At 59.5% G+C, this 15,998-nt stretch carries 14 protein-coding genes and 1 other RNA gene; 4 read left to right on the plus strand and 11 right to left on the minus strand.

Annotated elements, in window-relative coordinates; translation table 11 throughout:
• Window positions 1-2: 2 nt before the first annotated feature.
• From mraY to rsmI, 9 genes are all read right to left on the minus strand, one after another.
• Entirely contained in the window at window positions 3-1,085 is a 1,083-nt protein-coding gene (gene mraY / locus AO240_RS25805) for a phospho-N-acetylmuramoyl-pentapeptide-transferase (protein WP_058414269.1), read from the minus strand.
• Window positions 1,085-2,455 (minus strand): UDP-N-acetylmuramoyl-tripeptide--D-alanyl-D-alanine ligase, encoded by a 1,371-nt coding sequence (gene murF / locus AO240_RS25810; RefSeq protein WP_099240308.1) that lies wholly within the window; start codon window positions 2,453-2,455, stop codon window positions 1,085-1,087. Before murF ends, mraY begins: the two co-directional genes overlap by 1 nt.
• Entirely contained in the window at window positions 2,448-3,911 is a 1,464-nt protein-coding gene (locus AO240_RS25815) for a UDP-N-acetylmuramoyl-L-alanyl-D-glutamate--2,6-diaminopimelate ligase (RefSeq protein WP_099240310.1), read from the minus strand. Before AO240_RS25815 ends, murF begins: the two co-directional genes overlap by 8 nt.
• Entirely contained in the window at window positions 3,911-5,653 is a 1,743-nt protein-coding gene (locus tag AO240_RS25820) for a penicillin-binding protein 2 (protein WP_177445871.1), read from the minus strand. Before AO240_RS25820 ends, AO240_RS25815 begins: the two co-directional genes overlap by 1 nt.
• Window positions 5,653-5,946: a cell division protein FtsL gene (gene ftsL / locus AO240_RS25825; protein WP_058414273.1), complete on the minus strand. Its 294-nt coding sequence runs from the start codon at window positions 5,944-5,946 to the stop codon at window positions 5,653-5,655. Before ftsL ends, AO240_RS25820 begins: the two co-directional genes overlap by 1 nt.
• Entirely contained in the window at window positions 5,943-6,890 is a 948-nt protein-coding gene (gene rsmH / locus AO240_RS25830) for a 16S rRNA (cytosine(1402)-N(4))-methyltransferase RsmH (RefSeq protein ID WP_058414274.1), read from the minus strand. Before rsmH ends, ftsL begins: the two co-directional genes overlap by 4 nt.
• Window positions 6,887-7,342 carry a division/cell wall cluster transcriptional repressor MraZ gene (gene mraZ / locus AO240_RS25835; RefSeq protein WP_058414275.1) on the minus strand — a complete coding sequence of 152 codons (456 nt, stop codon included), beginning with the start codon at window positions 7,340-7,342 and terminating at the stop codon, window positions 6,887-6,889. Before mraZ ends, rsmH begins: the two co-directional genes overlap by 4 nt.
• A 355-nt stretch (window positions 7,343-7,697) precedes the next feature.
• An RNA gene (gene rnpB / locus AO240_RS25840) (RNase P RNA component class A) lies at window positions 7,698-8,051 on the minus strand.
• A 96-nt stretch (window positions 8,052-8,147) separates the two neighbouring features.
• Window positions 8,148-9,053 (minus strand): 16S rRNA (cytidine(1402)-2'-O)-methyltransferase, encoded by a 906-nt coding sequence (gene rsmI, locus AO240_RS25845; protein ID WP_177445869.1) that lies wholly within the window; start codon window positions 9,051-9,053, stop codon window positions 8,148-8,150.
• Between the two features lie 176 nt (window positions 9,054-9,229).
• Here rsmI and AO240_RS25850 point away from each other — a divergent pair, with 176 nt between their 5' ends.
• From AO240_RS25850 to AO240_RS25865, 4 genes are all read left to right on the plus strand, one after another.
• Window positions 9,230-11,041 (plus strand): penicillin-binding protein activator, encoded by a 1,812-nt coding sequence (locus tag AO240_RS25850; RefSeq protein ID WP_099240314.1) that lies wholly within the window; start codon window positions 9,230-9,232, stop codon window positions 11,039-11,041.
• Window positions 11,041-11,412 carry a YraN family protein gene (locus AO240_RS25855; protein ID WP_099240316.1) on the plus strand — a complete coding sequence of 124 codons (372 nt, stop codon included), beginning with the start codon at window positions 11,041-11,043 and terminating at the stop codon, window positions 11,410-11,412. The genes AO240_RS25850 and AO240_RS25855 overlap by 1 nt, the downstream gene beginning before the upstream one ends.
• Before the next feature lie 92 nt (window positions 11,413-11,504).
• Window positions 11,505-12,098, plus strand: a complete 594-nt coding sequence (locus AO240_RS25860) for a phosphoheptose isomerase (protein WP_007904374.1) — start codon at window positions 11,505-11,507, stop codon at window positions 12,096-12,098.
• Window positions 12,095-12,676: a BON domain-containing protein gene (locus AO240_RS25865; RefSeq protein WP_058414278.1), complete on the plus strand. Its 582-nt coding sequence runs from the start codon at window positions 12,095-12,097 to the stop codon at window positions 12,674-12,676. Before AO240_RS25860 ends, AO240_RS25865 begins: the two co-directional genes overlap by 4 nt.
• 68 nt (window positions 12,677-12,744) lie before the next feature.
• On the opposite strand, the gene AO240_RS25870 is transcribed toward AO240_RS25865, so the two are convergent.
• Together AO240_RS25870 and mqo are read right to left on the minus strand one after the other, a co-directional pair.
• Window positions 12,745-13,533: an OmpA family protein gene (locus tag AO240_RS25870; protein WP_099240318.1), complete on the minus strand. Its 789-nt coding sequence runs from the start codon at window positions 13,531-13,533 to the stop codon at window positions 12,745-12,747.
• Window positions 13,534-13,859: 326 nt separating this feature from the next.
• Window positions 13,860-15,512, minus strand: a complete 1,653-nt coding sequence (mqo, locus tag AO240_RS25875) for a malate dehydrogenase (quinone) (protein ID WP_099240320.1) — start codon at window positions 15,510-15,512, stop codon at window positions 13,860-13,862.
• Window positions 15,513-15,998: the final 486 nt, after the last annotated feature.

Below are 15,998 nucleotides of genomic sequence, written 5' to 3' on the forward strand. Positions count from 1 at the left end.
TTCTACCTCAGTTTCAGGGTGGCAAGGCCGACCAATACCAGAATCACGGTGATGATCCAGAAACGGACAATCACGCGCGGCTCGGGCCAGCCCTTGAGTTCAAAGTGGTGGTGAATCGGCGCCATGCGAAATACCCGGCGCCCGGTCAATTTGAAGGAGGCCACCTGGATGACCACCGACAGGGTTTCCATCACGAACACACCGCCCATGATGAACAGCACGATTTCCTGGCGGACGATCACCGCGATGGTGCCCAAGGCTGCGCCCAGCGCCAGTGCGCCGACGTCGCCCATGAAAACTTGCGCCGGGTAGGTGTTGAACCACAGGAACCCGAGGCCGGCACCGATCAGCGCGCCGCAGAACACAATCAGCTCACCCGCGCCCGGCACATAAGGGATCAGCAGGTATTCGGCGAATTTCACGTTACCCGACAGGTAGCAGAAAATGCCCAGCGCACCGCCGACCATCACGGTCGGCATGATCGCCAAACCGTCGAGGCCGTCGGTCAGGTTGACCGCGTTGCTGGAGCCGACGATCACAAAGTAGGTCAGCACCACAAAACCGATGCCCAGCGGGATGCTGGCGTCCTTGAGCATCGGGATGATCAAGGTGGTCTCGACTGCGCTCGGCGCCGTCGTGTAAAGGAAGATCGCGGCGGCGAGGCCGAACACCGACTGCCAGAAATACTTCCAGCGGCTTGGCAGCCCCTTGGAGTTTTTCTCGATGACCTTGCGGTAGTCGTCCACCCAGCCGATGGCGCCGAACAACAGGGTCACCAGCAACACCGTCCAGACGTAACGGTTGTGCAAGTCAGCCCAGAGCAAGGTGCTGATGCCGATAGACGACAGGATCAGCGCGCCGCCCATGGTCGGGGTGCCGGATTTGGACAGGTGCGACTGCGGGCCGTCATTACGAACCGATTGACCAATTTGCAGGTTCTGCAGGGTGCGGATCATCCACGGCCCCAGGAACAGCGACAGAGACAGCGCGGTCAGCACACCCAGAATCCCGCGCAGGGTCAGGTACTGAAAGACCGCGAAGCCTTTGTGGAACTGTTGCAGATACTCAGCCAGCAGCAGCAGCATTAATGTTTCTCCGTACTTGAGCCACACAAAGCCGCGACGACGTTTTCCATCACCGCGCTGCGCGATCCCTTGATCAAAATAGTGGTGTGTGGGTCTTGCTCAGCCGCACTCAGCGCCTGAATCAACTCGGCTTGGGTCGCAAAATGCCGCGCACCCAGGCCGAACGCATCAACCGCGTGTGCCATGTTCGGGCCGACCGCATACAGGGCGTCGACTTTATCGCTGGCGTAGGCACCGACTTCGCGATGGCCTTGCTCAGCCCAATCGCCCAGCTCGCCGATGTCACCGAGTACCAAAACCTTGCGCCCGGCAAATGTTTTGAGCAGGTCAACAGCGGCATTAACCGAGGACGGGTTGGCGTTGTAGGTGTCGTCGATCACCCGCATACCATTGCTCGCCAGTTGCGCGACCGTACGGCCCTTGACCGGCTGCACCGCGCCCAAGCCGGTGGCGATACCGAACAGCGAGACACCCAGGGCGTGCGCAGCAGCAGCGGCGGCCAAGGCATTCGCGACGTTATGGTTGCCGAGCAAATTCAGTTGCACGTGTTCGTTACCTTGCGGGGTGTGCAAGGTAAAGGAGGGGCAACCACGCGCATCGACGGTGACCGCAGAGGCGTGAACATCAGCCGCCGCGTTGAGCACGGCAAACGTCAAGACCTTGCGCCCGGCGGCGCGTACACGCCAGGTTTCGAAAGCCTTGTCGTCGAGGTTCAATACGGCGGTGCCCGAAGCATCAAGGCCTTCAAGGATTTCGCCCTTGGCTTCGACGATTTTTTGCGGGCCGCCGAACTCGCCAACGTGCGCAGTACCGGCGTTGTTGATAATTGCTACGTGAGGCTTGGTCAGCGCCACGGTGTAGGCGATTTCGCCGACGCGCGAAGCACCCAGTTCGATCACCGCCGCCGTATGTTCCGGGGCCAGTTCGAGCAGGGTCAGCGGCGCGCCGAAATCATTGTTCAGGTTGCCACGGGTCGCCAGTACCGGCCCACGCGTACGCAGAATGCCGGCCAGCAATTCCTTGACCGTGGTTTTGCCGCTGGAGCCAGTGACTGCCGCAACCGGCTTGTTAAAGGCGGCGCGGTTCAGTGCACCGAGTTGCCCAAGGGCCAGGCGAGTGTCGGCGACCAACAATTGCGGCAAGCTCGAATCTGCCACTTCACGCTGCACCAAGGCGGCGACGGCACCTTTGGCGGCGACTTCATTCAGGTAGTCGTGACCATCGAAACGCGGGCCCGTCAGCGCGACAAACAATTGCCCCGGCTGGATATTACGGCTGTCGATACTGACGCCGTCGAAGCTGCAATCGCTCGACACTACGCGGGCCGACAGGGCCTGGGTGAGTTCGCTGAACTTCATCGCTTTAAGCATGGGCAAGCTCCCAGGCAGCCAGGGCGCGCTCGGCCTCGACCAGATCGGAGAAAGCCTGGCGTTCGCCGTTGATTTCCTGGTAGTCCTCGTGGCCTTTACCGGCCAGTACCACCACGTCATCGGCGCTGGCTCCGGCGATCAGTTGGGCAATGGCTGCGCCGCGACCGGCGACGAAGGTCACCTTGGACGCGTCGTTAAAGCCTGCACGAATGTCATCAAAAATCTGGCGTGGGGCTTCGCTGCGCGGGTTGTCGTCGGTCACCAGCACGCCATCGGCCAAACGCTCGACAATCTCGGCCATCAACGGGCGTTTGCCGCGATCACGGTCACCGCCGCAGCCGAACAGGCAAAGCAATTTGCCCTTGGCGTGTGGGCGCAGGGCTTCGAGGACTTTTTCCAGTGCGTCCGGGGTGTGCGCGTAATCGACCACCACCAGCGGCTGGGTGCCGCCACCCAAACGCTGCATGCGACCGACCGGGCCTTCGAGCTTGGGCAGCACACGCAGGATTTCATCCAGCGCGTAATCCAGGCCGAGCAGCGCGCCGATGGCGGCAAGCACGTTGCTCAGGTTGAAGCGCCCGAGCAAGGTGCTGCGCAAGTGATGCTCGCCTTGTGGCGTAACCAACGTGGCGCGCACGCCTTCGTCGTTAAATTGGGCTTCGCGGCAATACAGGTAAGCGCTGGCGTCTTCCAGACTGTAGCTGATCAGGCGCGGCTCGCTGTCTTCGGCAGCCAGCTGGCGACCGAATGCGTCATCGAGGTTGACCACTCGGCACTTCAAATCATTCCAGGCAAACAGCTTGGCCTTGGCCGCGGCATAGGCTTGCAGGGTGCCGTGGTAGTCAAGGTGGTCGCGCGACAAGTTGGTCATCACCGCCACGTCAAAGGCCAAGGCCGTAACGCGCCCCTGGTCGAGGCCGTGGGAGGAGACTTCCATGGCGACCGCCTTGGCACCGGCCTTTTTCAGGTCGGCCAAGGTAGCTTGTACCGCAATCGGGTTGGGCGTGGTGTGCATGCCGCTTTGCAGCGCGCCATAAAAACCGGTGCCCAGCGTGCCGACAATGCCGCAGTGCTGGCCCAGCAGGTCAAGCGCTTGCGCGACCAGTTGGGTCACACTGGTTTTGCCATTGGTGCCGGTCACGCCCACCAGGTTCAATTGACGGCTCGGGTCGCCATAAAAACGCCCGGCAATATCCGACAGTTGCGCCGCCAGGCCTTTGACCGGAATCAACGGAACGTCGGTGATCGGCAGCACGGTGGCGCCTTCCACTTCATACGCCACTGCCGCCGCACCGCGCTGCAACGCATCGGCGATGTGCGCACGGCCATCGAACTTGCCGCCAGGCACCGCCAGGAACAGGTCACCGGCGCGTACATTACGGCTGTCCAGGCTCAACTCGCGAATCAGCAGATCGCGGCCGGCATGTGCAAAAATTTTGTTCAAGCTAAGAGACATCAGCCGCGCCCTCCATTGGCTTTGGCAGCAGCGGCCGGTGGCCCGGCGTTCGCCTGTTGAGTCGGCGGCAGGTTGTCCGGCGTGATGTTCATCAGGCGCAGGGTGCCGGACATCACTTTGCTGAACACCGGCGCCGAGACCAGGCCACCGAAGTAGCCGGCCTTGCTCGGCTCATCAATCACGACCACGATGGCGTAGCGCGGGTCGCTCATCGGGCCGAAGCCTGCGAACAGCGAACGATAAGAGTTTTCGGCATAGCCCTTGGTGCCCACCGAAGTTTTACGCGCGGTACCCGACTTGCCTGCCACGTGATACGCCGGCACCTGCGCACGGAAGACGCCGCGCGGTGCTTCGATCACTTGTTGCAGCATGCCTTGCATGGTCTTGGCGACGTTTTCCGGAATCACCTGGGTGGCCTTCGGCGCTTCGTCTACGTGGATCAGACTTAAAGGAACCATCCGACCGTTATTGGCCAATACAGAGAAAGCATGCGCCAGTTGGATCGCGGTCACCGACAGGCCGTAGCCGTAGGACAGCGTGGCGGTCTCGGCTTTTTTCCAGTCGCGGTAGTTCGGCAGGTTGCCCACGCGCTCGCCGGGGAAGTCGAGACCGGTGGGTTGGCCCAAACCGATTTTCTGCGCGAGGTGATAAATGGTTTCGCCGCCAATATCGAAGGCGACCTTACTCATGCCGACGTTACTGGAGTTGATCAAAATACCGGTCAAATCGAGCACCGGGCCTTCGGTACGCGATACGTCACGAATGGTGTATTTGCCCAACTGCAGCGTGCCTGGGTACACCTCGACCTTGTCGCTCGGCTTCCAGCGCCCGGTTTCCAGAGCGGCGCTCATGGAAATGGCTTTCATGGTCGAACCTGGCTCAAACACGTCGATCATTGCGCGGTTACGCATCATCGCCGGTTGCAGGTTGCGACGGTTGTTCGGGTTGTAGGTCGGCTGGTTGACCATGGCGAGGATCTCGCCGGTCTTCACGTCCATGATCACCAGGCTGCCGGCCTTGGCGCCGTTCTCGATGATCGCGTTACGCAGCTCGCGGTTGGCCAGGTACTGCAGGCGCAGGTCAATCGACAACGCCAAGGGCTTGCCAGCCTTGGCGTTCTTGGTGACTTGCACATCCTTGATCAATCTGCCGCGCCGGTCCTTGATGACCTGCCGTTTGCCAGGCACACCCGCCAGCCATTCATCGTAGGCCAGCTCTACACCTTCGCGGCCATGGTCATCAATGTCGGTAAAGCCGACCATATGCGCGGTGGTTTCACCGGCCGGGTAGAAACGGCGAAATTCCTCGATGCCGTAGACACCAGGGATCTTGAGGTCGAGCACTTGCTGGCCCTGCTCAGGCGTGAGCCCGCGAACCAGGTAGATGAATTCTTTGTTGGCTTGGGCTTCCAGGCGCTCGGCCAAGGCTTTCGGGTCCTGGCCCAGGGCGGACGCCAGCTGTGGCCATTTTTCCTTGGCGGTTTGCAGTTCCTTGGCGTTGGCCCACAGCGTGGTCACCGGCGTACTCACGGCCAGCGGTTCGCCGTTACGGTCGGTGATCAAACCGCGGTGCGCAGGAATCGGGATATGCCGCAGGCTACGCGCGTCGCCCTGACCGATCAGGAAGTCACGATCGATCACTTGCAGGTCGATGATGCGCCAGGCAATCGCGCTGACCATCAGCGCCAGCAGGCCGATCATCAGGCGGAAGCGCCACGGGTAGAGTGCACCCTCGAGCTTCATCATGGCGCCACCATGCGAACGTCGGCCGCGCTTGGAATGTGCATCTTCAACTGCTCAGTCGCCAGCACTTCAATGCGGCTATGCGCGGTCCAGGTGCTTTGTTCGAGAATCAGCCGACCCCATTCCGCTTGCGCTTTGTCACGCACGCTCAACTCCCCATACAGGGTATTGAGCAGTTGGCGGTTGTAGTGGGCGCTGTAGGACACCGCAATCGCGGACACCAGCACGCCGACAAACAGCAGCAACATAAAGAAGCTGCCGCCCGGCAGGGGTTTGGCGAAAAGCTTGCTCACCGCAACTTCTCCGCGACACGCATGACAGCGCTGCGCGAACGTGGGTTGGCCTTGAGTTCAGCTTCAGAAGCGAACTGCGCTTTGCCATGGATTTTAATTTTCGGCACGAAGGCTTCAAAACGTACCGGCAGGTTGCGCGGCAGGTTATCCGACTCGCCCTTGACCAGGCGGCGCATGAACAGTTTGACGATGCGGTCTTCCAGCGAGTGGAAGCTGATCACTACCAGGCGACCGCCAACTTCGAGGGCTTCCAGCGCGGCTTCGAGGCCAGCCTCAAGGTCGCCCAGTTCGTTGTTGACGTGAATGCGCAGGCCCTGAAACGCACGGGTCGCCGGGTTCTTGCCCTTTTCCCATGCCGGGTTGGCGACTTTCAGCACTTCGGCCAAGTCAGCGGTGCGTTCAAACGGCTGGATTTCGCGGCGCTCGACCACGGCACGTGCCATGCGGCCGGCGAAACGTTCTTCACCGTACTCTTTGAACACACGGGTAATTTCTTCGTGGGGCGCGGTGGCGATGAACTGGGCAGCACTGACGCCGCGCGTCGGGTCCATGCGCATGTCCAGCGGGCCGTCGTTCATGAAACTGAAACCGCGTTCCGGGTCATCGAGTTGCGGCGAGGACACGCCCAAGTCGAGCAAAACCCCGGCCACCTTGCCTGCCATGCCGCGCTCGGCGACTTCGGCACCCAGCTCGGCAAAGCTGCGCTGTACAACGACAAAGCGGCCGTCTTCGGCCGCTAGCGCTTGCCCGGTGGCAATCGCTTGAGGGTCTTTGTCAAACCCGAGGAGCTTGCCGTCTGGCCCGAGCTGGCTGAGTATCAACCGGCTGTGCCCGCCCCTGCCGAACGTGCCATCCAAATAGCAGCCATCCGCGCGTACGGCGAGAGCCTCAACGGCTTCGTCAAGCAGTACGGTGATGTGGTTAAAGCCGCTATCAATAGTCACAGGATCAAATCACGCAGTTCATCAGGCATAGCGCCCGGTTGTTGAATAGCCGCCAGGTCAGCTGCAGAAACAGCGTCCCAGGCACCTTCGTCCCACAATTGGAACTTGTTCAGTTGGCCGACCAGCATTGCGTGCTTGTCGAGCTTGGCGTACTCGCGCAAACGCGGCGGCACCAGGAAACGGCCACTGCCATCGAGTTCGAGGTCGACGGCATTACCAATCAGCAAGCGTTGCAGGCGGCGGTTTTCTTCACGCAATGAAGGCAGAGCGCGCAGTTTGGTTTCAATCAACTCCCACTCATCAAGCGGGTAAACACATAAACAAGGGTCAACGGCATCAATGGTGATGATTAATTGCCCGGAACTTCGCGAAATCAGCTCGTCACGATACCGGCTCGGCATAGCGAGACGGCCTTTTGCATCGAGACTGATAGCGTTAGCTCCGCGAAACACAGGTGCGTTTCTCCAAATTTTAGCGTTTTACGTTCAAAAAACCCACTTTGTGCCACTTTCCGCCACTTGCGCACACTATAGGAATGCGCCCACCACACCGTCAAGGCGCGGATTCAAGGAAAAGCCTTACAGAACGGAGATTTAGGAGCGTAAAAGGAGGAGAAACCAGAGTTCGACGAGGTTTTTGACTCAACAACCGCAAATAGCTCATAGAGCTAGGGCTTAAAGTTAAAGTGATTTATTAAGAGTAAGATTTTTTTGGTATTACGAAGACGCATCTGCCAATGATTTGGCAGGGAAGGATTCTTGCGTTACTACCGGGTTTCTGACCGAGATTCGGACAGAAGGAAAAAAGGTGGAGAGTCGATCTGTAAGCCGGGTTCTGTCTTGAACAGTCATTCGTCTACGATGGCCATCACTGGACATCTTTAGCAACCTACCCGGTCCCAGCGCGGGCCACGCCTTGGGACCCTATTTGGTCTTGCTCCAAGTGGGGTTTACCTAGCCACGAACTGTTGCCAGTCGTGCGGTGCGCTCTTACCGCACCTTTTCACCCTTACCGGCACCGAAGTGCTTAGGCGGTTATTTTCTGTGGCACTTTCCGTAGGCTCACGCCTCCCAGGCATTACCTGGCACTTCGCCCTATGGAGCCCGGACTTTCCTCCCCCCCCTAATTTTCATAGAGGGCAGCGACTGTCCAATCGACTCTCCGCCGCAAAGGTTAACGGCACGAGGGGCTTAGGACAAGTATTAAAAGTGCAGCAATGCCATCACGTTCAGACGGAATACCGGTTTAACCCCGGAACTATTCGCCCTTCTGTTTATCAAGCGCCACTTGATACAGCACATTTTTTCGCACCCCGGTAATTTCCGCCGCCAGTGCGGCCGCCCGCTTCAGCGGCATCTCTTTAAGCAGCAAATCCAGAATACGCATGGCCTCACTGCCGACCGCGTCCTCATTCTCCGGTGCCGTCCAGCCCGCTACCAACACCACACATTCGCCACGCTGCTGGTTGCTATCGCCCTCGACAAACGCGCGCAGTTCTTCCAGCGGCAAGCCCTTGAGGGTTTCGAAGGTTTTGGTCAACTCGCGGGCCAGCAGCGCCAGGCGCTCGCCACCGAACACCAGTTCCATGTCTTGCAGGCATTCGAGGATGCGGTGCGGGGCTTCGTAAAAGATCAGCGTGCGCGGTTCTTCCTTCAGGGCTTGAAGGCGCGCGCGCCGCCCAACGGCCTTGGCCGGCAGGAAACCCTCGAAGATAAACCGGTCCGATGGCAACCCAGCAGCAGATAAAGCAGCAATCAGCGCGCACGCTCCCGGAACAGGCACTACATTGATACCAGCCGCGCGCGCCTGGCGCACGAGGTGGTAGCCAGGGTCGGAAATCAACGGCGTGCCGGCATCGGAGATCAACGCCACATCATCACCGGCCAATAGACGGGTGATAAAACGGCTGCCTTCTTCGCGCTCGTTATGCTCGTGGCACGCAGCCAATGGCGTGCTGATACCAAAATGCTGCATTAAACGCTGGGAGTGCCGTGTGTCTTCCGCCGCGACCAATTTAACCTCGCGCAACACTTTAAGCGCCCGAGCACTGATGTCGTCCAGGTTGCCAATGGGCGTCGCCACCACAAATAGCGAGCCTGCAGTGGAATTCAAAGGACCTGGAGCAGTCAAAACGCACACCTCGATGGTTGGCAAAAGTGCCATTGTAGCGCGTAGGCGCCCTTAAAATATGCCCTCAACGCCATTGCCTTTTCAGCTGTCGATGGCCGTTTGCAACAATTGCACGACCTAAATCGACGGTTTAATGCCACTAACATCGCGCCTGGGCCAGTGCTTGGGTACACTTCCACGCTCACTTGATCGGTATCAGGAACACTTACATGATCGCTTGCCTACGGCTGCTCTCCGCCCTCTGCCTCGCTGCCTTATTGGCCGCGTGTTCCAGCTCGCCCTCATCCAGCCTTGGCGACCTCCCACGGACCCCGGATGCCAGTATCGAGCAACTGCTCGAACAGGCCACCGCCGCCAGCACGCCGGAAAAGGCCGCGTTGCTGCGCCTGAGCGCGGCTGACCTGGCTTACCACCAGAACAACCCTGGCCGCTCGTCGCAGATTCTTGCGCAAGTGCCGTTGGGTGTCCTGAAGCCAGCCGCGCAAATATTTGCCAGCACGCTGGCGGCCGAACTGGCCATGGCGCGCAATCAGCCCAAGGCCGCGTTGACGGCACTCAACCACGCCAGCCTGCAAAGCCTGAAGGAGCTGCCGACAGACCAGCAGATCCGCACCGGCACCGTGCATGCACGCGCTTATGAAGCCGATGGCCAGACCCTGGCTGCCGCTCGCGAGCGTGTCGCCATGGCCCCGCTGCTGAGTGGTGATGCCGCCAAAAGCAACCACGAAGCCATCTGGGCGCTGATTGCCGCACTGCCTGCCGAACAGTTGCAAGCCAGCGGCAACCCGACACTCGACGGCTGGATCAGTCTGGCCCAAGCGGTCAAGGGCGCGGGCACGCTGGAGCAACAGCAAGCGGCCATCGACACGTGGCGTGCGCAAAACCCTGGCCACCCAGCGGCGGTGAACCTGCCGACCCCGCTGACCAAGCTCAAGGAGCTGGCGAGCCAACCGCTGAACAAAATCGCCCTGCTGCTGCCGCAGGACGGCCCGCTGGCCGGTGTTGCCAAAGCCCTGCGCGAAGGCTTCATGGCGGCTCACTACCAGGCTGAACAAGCCGGGCAAAAACCGCCGGTCATCGAGTTCTATGACACCTCGCGCCTGACCTCGCTTGATGACTTTTACGCCAAGGCCCAGGCCGCCGGTGTGCAATTGGTGATCGGCCCGCTCGAAAAACCGCTGGTCAAGCAACTCAGCGCACGCGCGCAATTGCCGATTACCACCCTGGCGCTGAACTACAGCGAAACCGATCAAAGCCCGCCGCAACTGTTCCAGTTCGGCTTGGCCGCTGAAGACGAAGCCCGCGAAGTCTCGCGCCGCGCCCGCGCCGATGGCCTGCACCGCGCCGCCGCCATGGTGCCCAAAGGCGAATGGGGCGAGCGTGTCTACAGAGCGTTCCGCCAGGATTGGGAAGCCAATGGCGGCACCGTCGTCGGCGTCGAGTACGTTGACCAGCCGGTTGCCCTCGCCCAACAAATTGCCGACCTGTTCCAACTGCGTAAAAGCGAAGGTCGCGCCAAGAGCCTGCAAAACACCGTCGGTGCCGATGTAGCGGCGCAGCCGTCGCGCCGCCAGGACATCGAGTTCATCTTCATGGCGGTTACGCCGCAACTGGCCCAACAGATCAAGCCGACGCTGAACTTCCAGTACGCCGGTGATGTGCCTGTGTACGCGACCTCACACGTGTTCAGCGCCAGCGGCGACAAGAACCAGTACCTGGACATGACTAACGTGATGTTCTGCGAAACACCGTGGTTGCTCAACACCACTGACCCGCTGCGCAACCAGGTGACCGCCCAATGGCCCCAAGCCAACGGCAGCCTCGGCCGCCTGTACGCGATGGGCGTTGATGCCTACCGCCTGGCGCCGCGCCTGGGCCAGCTCAAGGCATTGCCGGACACGCGCGTTGACGGTCTTTCGGGCAGCCTGGGCGTCAGCGCCAACCAGCGCGTTGATCGCCAGATGCCATGGGCCAAATTTGTCGGCGGCGAAATCCAGCGCCTGCCGGACACCCCGCGCTGATGCCCGAGCGGTCCAGTGCTCAAAGCGGCAAGGATGCCGAACTTCAAGCCCTCAACTATCTGCAACAACAGGGTCTGCGCCTTCTGGCGCAGAACTGGTTGTGTAAACGCGGTGAGCTTGATCTGGTCATGCTTGACGGCGATACAGTAGTATTCGTCGAAGTCCGCTATAGAAAACACGCACAATGGGGTGGCGCGCTCGCCAGTATCGACGGGCGCAAGCGTCAGAAGCTGATACTCGCCGCGCAGTTTTACCTGCTCAAAGAGCATCGCTGGGCTGACTCCCCCTGCCGTTTCGATGTGGTTGCCATAGAAAGCACACCGTCTGGCCCGGCTGATCCGAACTGGCTGAAAAATGCCTTCGACAGCTGATTCACCAGACATTTTCACCCCACACTTTTGCTCTTTGCATTGCGGGCTGCACATGACTGTGCCAAACAGCCGCGCTACTTAAGGTCACACAGATGGACATGCAATCCCGAATTCGCCAGCTTTTCCAGGCCAGCATCGACACCAAGCAACAGGCGATGGACGTACTTGCACCGCACATCGAGCAAGCCAGTCAGGTCATGGTCAATGCCTTGCTCAACGAGGGCAAAATGCTCTCGTGCGGCAATGGCGGTTCGGCCGGTGATGCCCAGCATTTCTCCTCCGAGCTGCTCAACCGCTTCGAGCGCGAGCGCCCAAGCCTGCCGGCCATCGCCTTGACCACTGACTCGTCGACGATCACCTCGATCGCCAACGACTACAGCTACAACGAAATTTTCTCCAAGCAGATCCGCGCGCTGGGCCAACCCGGCGACGTGCTGCTGGCGATCTCCACCAGCGGCAACTCGGCAAACATTATTCAAGCGATCCAGGCCGCACATGATCGCGAAATGATTGTCGTAGCATTGACTGGGCGCGACGGCGGCGGCATGGCCTCGTTGCTGCTGCCCGAGGACGTAGAGATTCGCGTCCCGGCCAATGTCACTGCACGCATTCAGGAAGTCCACCTGCTGGCGATCCACTGCCTGTGCGATCTGATCGACAGCCAACTGTTCGGGAGTGAAGAATGACCGTTAACCGCCTCAGCCTTTTGGCCATTACGCTGTGCCTTGCCATCAGCGGCTGCAGCACGGCAATCACCGCGACACGTGACACCCCCATCCAGGACGACAAGGGCACACGTACATTCGGCAGCAAAATTGACGACTCGCTGATCGAAACCAAGGTCGAAGTAAACGTCGCCAAGGCGGCTACCGACCTCGGCAACGGCGCATCGCGTATCGTCGTGACCAGCTTCAACGGCGTTGTACTGCTCGCTGGCCAAACGCCGCGTGCCGACCTCAAAGCTCAAGCCGAGCAAGCCGCCTCCACCGTGCAACGGGTGAAGAAGGTCCATAACGAACTGCAAGTGATGGACCCGATCACGCTGTTGGCTATCAGCAACGACGCCTTGCTGACCACCAAGATCAAGGCGCAAATGCTCACCGACAGTGCGATTCCCGGCTCGCGGATTAAAATCGTCACCGATAACGGCATCGTCTACATGATGGGCCTGCTGACCCAGGCAGAAGCCACTCGCGCCTCCAACTTGGTACAAGGCGTGTCTGGTGTGCAAAAAATCGTGAAGGTCTTCGAATACATCGACTGAGGTAATCGACCGCCACAAAAAAGGGCGCCGTGCATTGACTGCACGGCGCCCTTTTTAGTGGCCAGCGTTTACTGGTACTGCTGGTACGGGTTGCCCTGGAACTGGTTGTTCTGCTGTGGCGCCTGTTGCTGTTGCTGCTGCTGCTGCTGAGCAGGCTGGCCATATTGCTGGCCGGGGATCGGGCCGAGGTTAACCTCTACGCGACGGTTCTGCGCACGGCCATTCACGTCGGCGTTGCTGGCAATCGGGTTATCCGGGCCGGCACCGCGTGCGCTCAAGTTGGTCGGGCTCACGCCTTGCGAGGTCAGGTAGTTGGCCACGCTTTGCGCACGGCGTTGGGACAGGTCCATGTTCAACTGGCGGCTGCCGGTGCTGTCGGTGTAGCCAACGATCTGGATGGTGTTCTGGTTGAACTGCTTGAGCGAGCCCGCGAGGTTATTCAGCGGCGTGTAGAAGCTGCTGGAAATCGCATCCGAGTTGGTCGCGAAGGTGATGTTACCCGGCATGATCAGCTTGATCTGATCGCCTTGGCGCTGCACCTCAACGCCGGTGTTGGCCATGCTCTCACGCAGTTTCTTTTCTTGCTGGTCGGCGTAGTAGCCATAACCTGCGCCACCCAGACCTGCGACGGCGGCGCCAATCAGAGCGCCCTTGCCACGGTTGTTATGGTCGATTGCGGCACCCGCCAAACCACCGGCCAATGCAGCCAGGCCGCCGTACTTGGCAGTTTTGCTCATACCGCCTTGCGTTTGGTTATTTGCTTGCCCTTGGCTGCCATCATAAGGATTAGGTGAAGCGCAGCCGGACAAAAGGGCTACGGCGGTGGCAACAACAAGAAGACGACGTGGCGTGAACATGAGGAAAGCTCCTACTTTTGCATTCTGTGGTGCAGAGGACATCGGCAATGGGCCTGTGCCGAGTTTTGAACGCGACAAACGGTAAAAATTCCGTGGGCACTTTTTAAGCGTCGACAAAACATTGGCCGCGCTTACCGGCAGTGAAAAGGTAGCAGACGCGGGCTGAACGCACGCTGGGGATGCTGCGGGTTAACCCCACTGAACAGGCATAAAAAAATCCGATGCCAGGCCATGGCATCGGATTTTTAAGTAAGGCCAGCGCGTGCTCAACTGCTCAAGTAACAGCAGTTACAGCACCCGCCGGACTCTTTTCAGGTCAGGCCGCTTTAAAGCGCCATGTCCTGAGCCGGTTTGCTCTCCTGCGGAGCAGCAGGCTTGGCCGGAGCAGGGATCGCATTGGAGTAGGCCGTCACGTCGATCACTGGCGGCTTGCTCAGTTGCAGAACCTCAGCGGTGTAGTCCCATTCTTGCTGAACGCGCGCTGGCGACTCATTAAGCTTGGTACCGTAGCTCGGCACGATCTGGTGCATCTTCTCCTGCCAGGCAGGCGTCGCGACCTTGTCCTTGAAGACCTTTTCCAGCACATCGATCATGATCGGTGGAGCGGTCGAGGCACCTGGCGAAGCGCCCAGCAGGCCAGCGATGGTGCGGTCCTGGGAATACACAACCTCGGTACCCAGCTTCAACACACCGCCTTTATCGGCATCACGCTTGATGATCTGTACGCGCTGGCCAGCTTGCCACAAGCGCCAGTCTTCTTTTTTGGCGTGCGGGAAATACTCTTTCAGCGCGTTGAAGCGGTCGTCATCCGACATCATCAACTGGCCTGCGAGGTATTCGATCAGCGGATACTGCTCAACGCCGACTTTGGTCATTGGCCACACGTTATGCGGCGTGGTGGTCGACAACAGGTCGAAGTACGAACCGTTTTTGAGGAACTTGGTGGAGAACGTCGCGAATGGCCCGAACAGCACCATACGCTTGCCGTCCAGTACACGGGTATCCAGGTGCGGTACGGACATGGGCGGTGCGCCGGTCGAAGCGATGCCGTATGCCTTGGCCATGTGCTGCATGGCGATGTCTTGGTTTTCGGTCACCAGGAACGAGCCACCTACCGGGAAGCCACCATAATCGCGGGCTTCAGGGATGTCGGCTTTTTGCAGCAGCTTCAATGCGCCGCCGCCTGCGCCGATGAACACGAATTTCGCATCAGTGGCGTGGGTGGTGCCGTCTTTCAGGTTTTTGTATTCGACGTGCCAGCCGCCGTCCTTGTTGCGAGTGATTTCTTCCACTTCGCTGGACAACTTCAGGCTGAAGTTAGGCTTGGTTTGCAGGGCAGCAACGTACTGGCGAGTGACTTCACCCCAGTTCGCGTCGGTGCCGATCGGCGTCCAGGTAGCCGCGATTTTCTGCTTGGGGTCACGCCCTTCCATCATCAGCGGAACCCATTGTTTGATCTGCGCCTGATCTTCGCTGTATTGCATGCCGGCGAACAGTGGGCTGCGCTGCAGTGCCTCGTAGCGCTCTTTCAGGAACTTGACGTTATCGTCGCCCCACATGAAGCTCATGTGCGGGGTGGTGTTGATGAAGGAATGCGGGTTTTTCAACACGCCCGACTTGACCTGCCAGGCCATGAACTGACGAGTAACCTGAAAGGCCTCGTTGATCTCGATCGCTTTGGCGATTTCGATCTTGCCGTCTTTGCCATACGGGGTGTAGTTGGACTCGGCCAGCGCAGAGTGGCCCGTACCGGCGTTGTTCCAGCCGTTGGAGCTTTCTTCGGCAACGCCATCAAGGCGCTCGACCATTTCCATGGTCCAGCCTGGCTCGAGTTCGTTAAGCCAAACACCGAGGGTGGCACTCATGATGCCGCCGCCAACCAGCAACACGTCGACTTTTTTGGTCTCTGCCGCATGAGCCTGCATAAGGCCCATAGACAAGGCCAGGCCCAACAGGGCCTTGTTCGCTTTCTTCAACATACTGTGATTTCCAGGATAGAAGGTCATCCGCCTGCCCGCCGCAAACGTACGGTTTTACGGCTCACGGCTTGCCACAAAAGCGGGCAATCGCAGACCCGGCGGGNGGGATGAACATACAGGCCAATAAACTGCATCGACCTAACTCTCATGCCCCCTGCGCTGACTTCTTGTAGGTTGTCTTCAGCTGCTTGAGAAACTATGAATACTTGGCCCTGCTTCCAGGCGTTAAACCTTAAGAAACTGGAGCGAGGATAAAATTTGCGCTCACATTAGCGGCTCCGCCATGGCAATACAATGCTAGGGTGCGTCTATTTGCCACTCTCGACGGCCGGGAGGGAACGATTTGGCTTTTTGCTGTTCTCGCCATCGCTTGCGGCTAATCACGGATAATGGACGTTGCCCCTGCTGCGCAAGGGATCAGGCGGGTGATGCGGCAACTGGTAAGCTACTCATCCGCGATTAAACCAAGAGCAACATCCAGCACCG

It is taken from the genome of Pseudomonas sp. ICMP 460 (assembly GCF_002723595.1).
Taxonomy (GTDB): Bacteria; Pseudomonadota; Gammaproteobacteria; order Pseudomonadales; family Pseudomonadaceae; genus Aquipseudomonas; species Aquipseudomonas kitaguniensis.

Coding starts and splice junctions, on each gene's coding strand:
- mraY (WP_058414269.1), bottom strand. CDS start 1,085: ATGCTGCTGCTGCTGGCTGAGTATCTGCAACAGTTCCACAAAGGCTTC.
- murF (WP_099240308.1), bottom strand. CDS start 2,455: ATGCTTAAAGCGATGAAGTTCAGCGAACTCACCCAGGCCCTGTCGGCC.
- AO240_RS25815 (WP_099240310.1), bottom strand. CDS start 3,911: ATGTCTCTTAGCTTGAACAAAATTTTTGCACATGCCGGCCGCGATCTG.
- AO240_RS25820 (WP_177445871.1), bottom strand. CDS start 5,653: ATGAAGCTCGAGGGTGCACTCTACCCGTGGCGCTTCCGCCTGATGATC.
- rsmI (WP_177445869.1), bottom strand. CDS start 9,053: ATGGCACTTTTGCCAACCATCGAGGTGTGCGTTTTGACTGCTCCAGGT.
- AO240_RS25850 (WP_099240314.1), top strand. CDS start 9,230: ATGATCGCTTGCCTACGGCTGCTCTCCGCCCTCTGCCTCGCTGCCTTA.
- AO240_RS25855 (WP_099240316.1), top strand. CDS start 11,041: ATGCCCGAGCGGTCCAGTGCTCAAAGCGGCAAGGATGCCGAACTTCAA.
- AO240_RS25860 (WP_007904374.1), top strand. CDS start 11,505: ATGGACATGCAATCCCGAATTCGCCAGCTTTTCCAGGCCAGCATCGAC.
- AO240_RS25865 (WP_058414278.1), top strand. CDS start 12,095: ATGACCGTTAACCGCCTCAGCCTTTTGGCCATTACGCTGTGCCTTGCC.
- AO240_RS25870 (WP_099240318.1), bottom strand. CDS start 13,533: ATGTTCACGCCACGTCGTCTTCTTGTTGTTGCCACCGCCGTAGCCCTT.
- mqo (WP_099240320.1), bottom strand. CDS start 15,512: ATGTTGAAGAAAGCGAACAAGGCCCTGTTGGGCCTGGCCTTGTCTATG.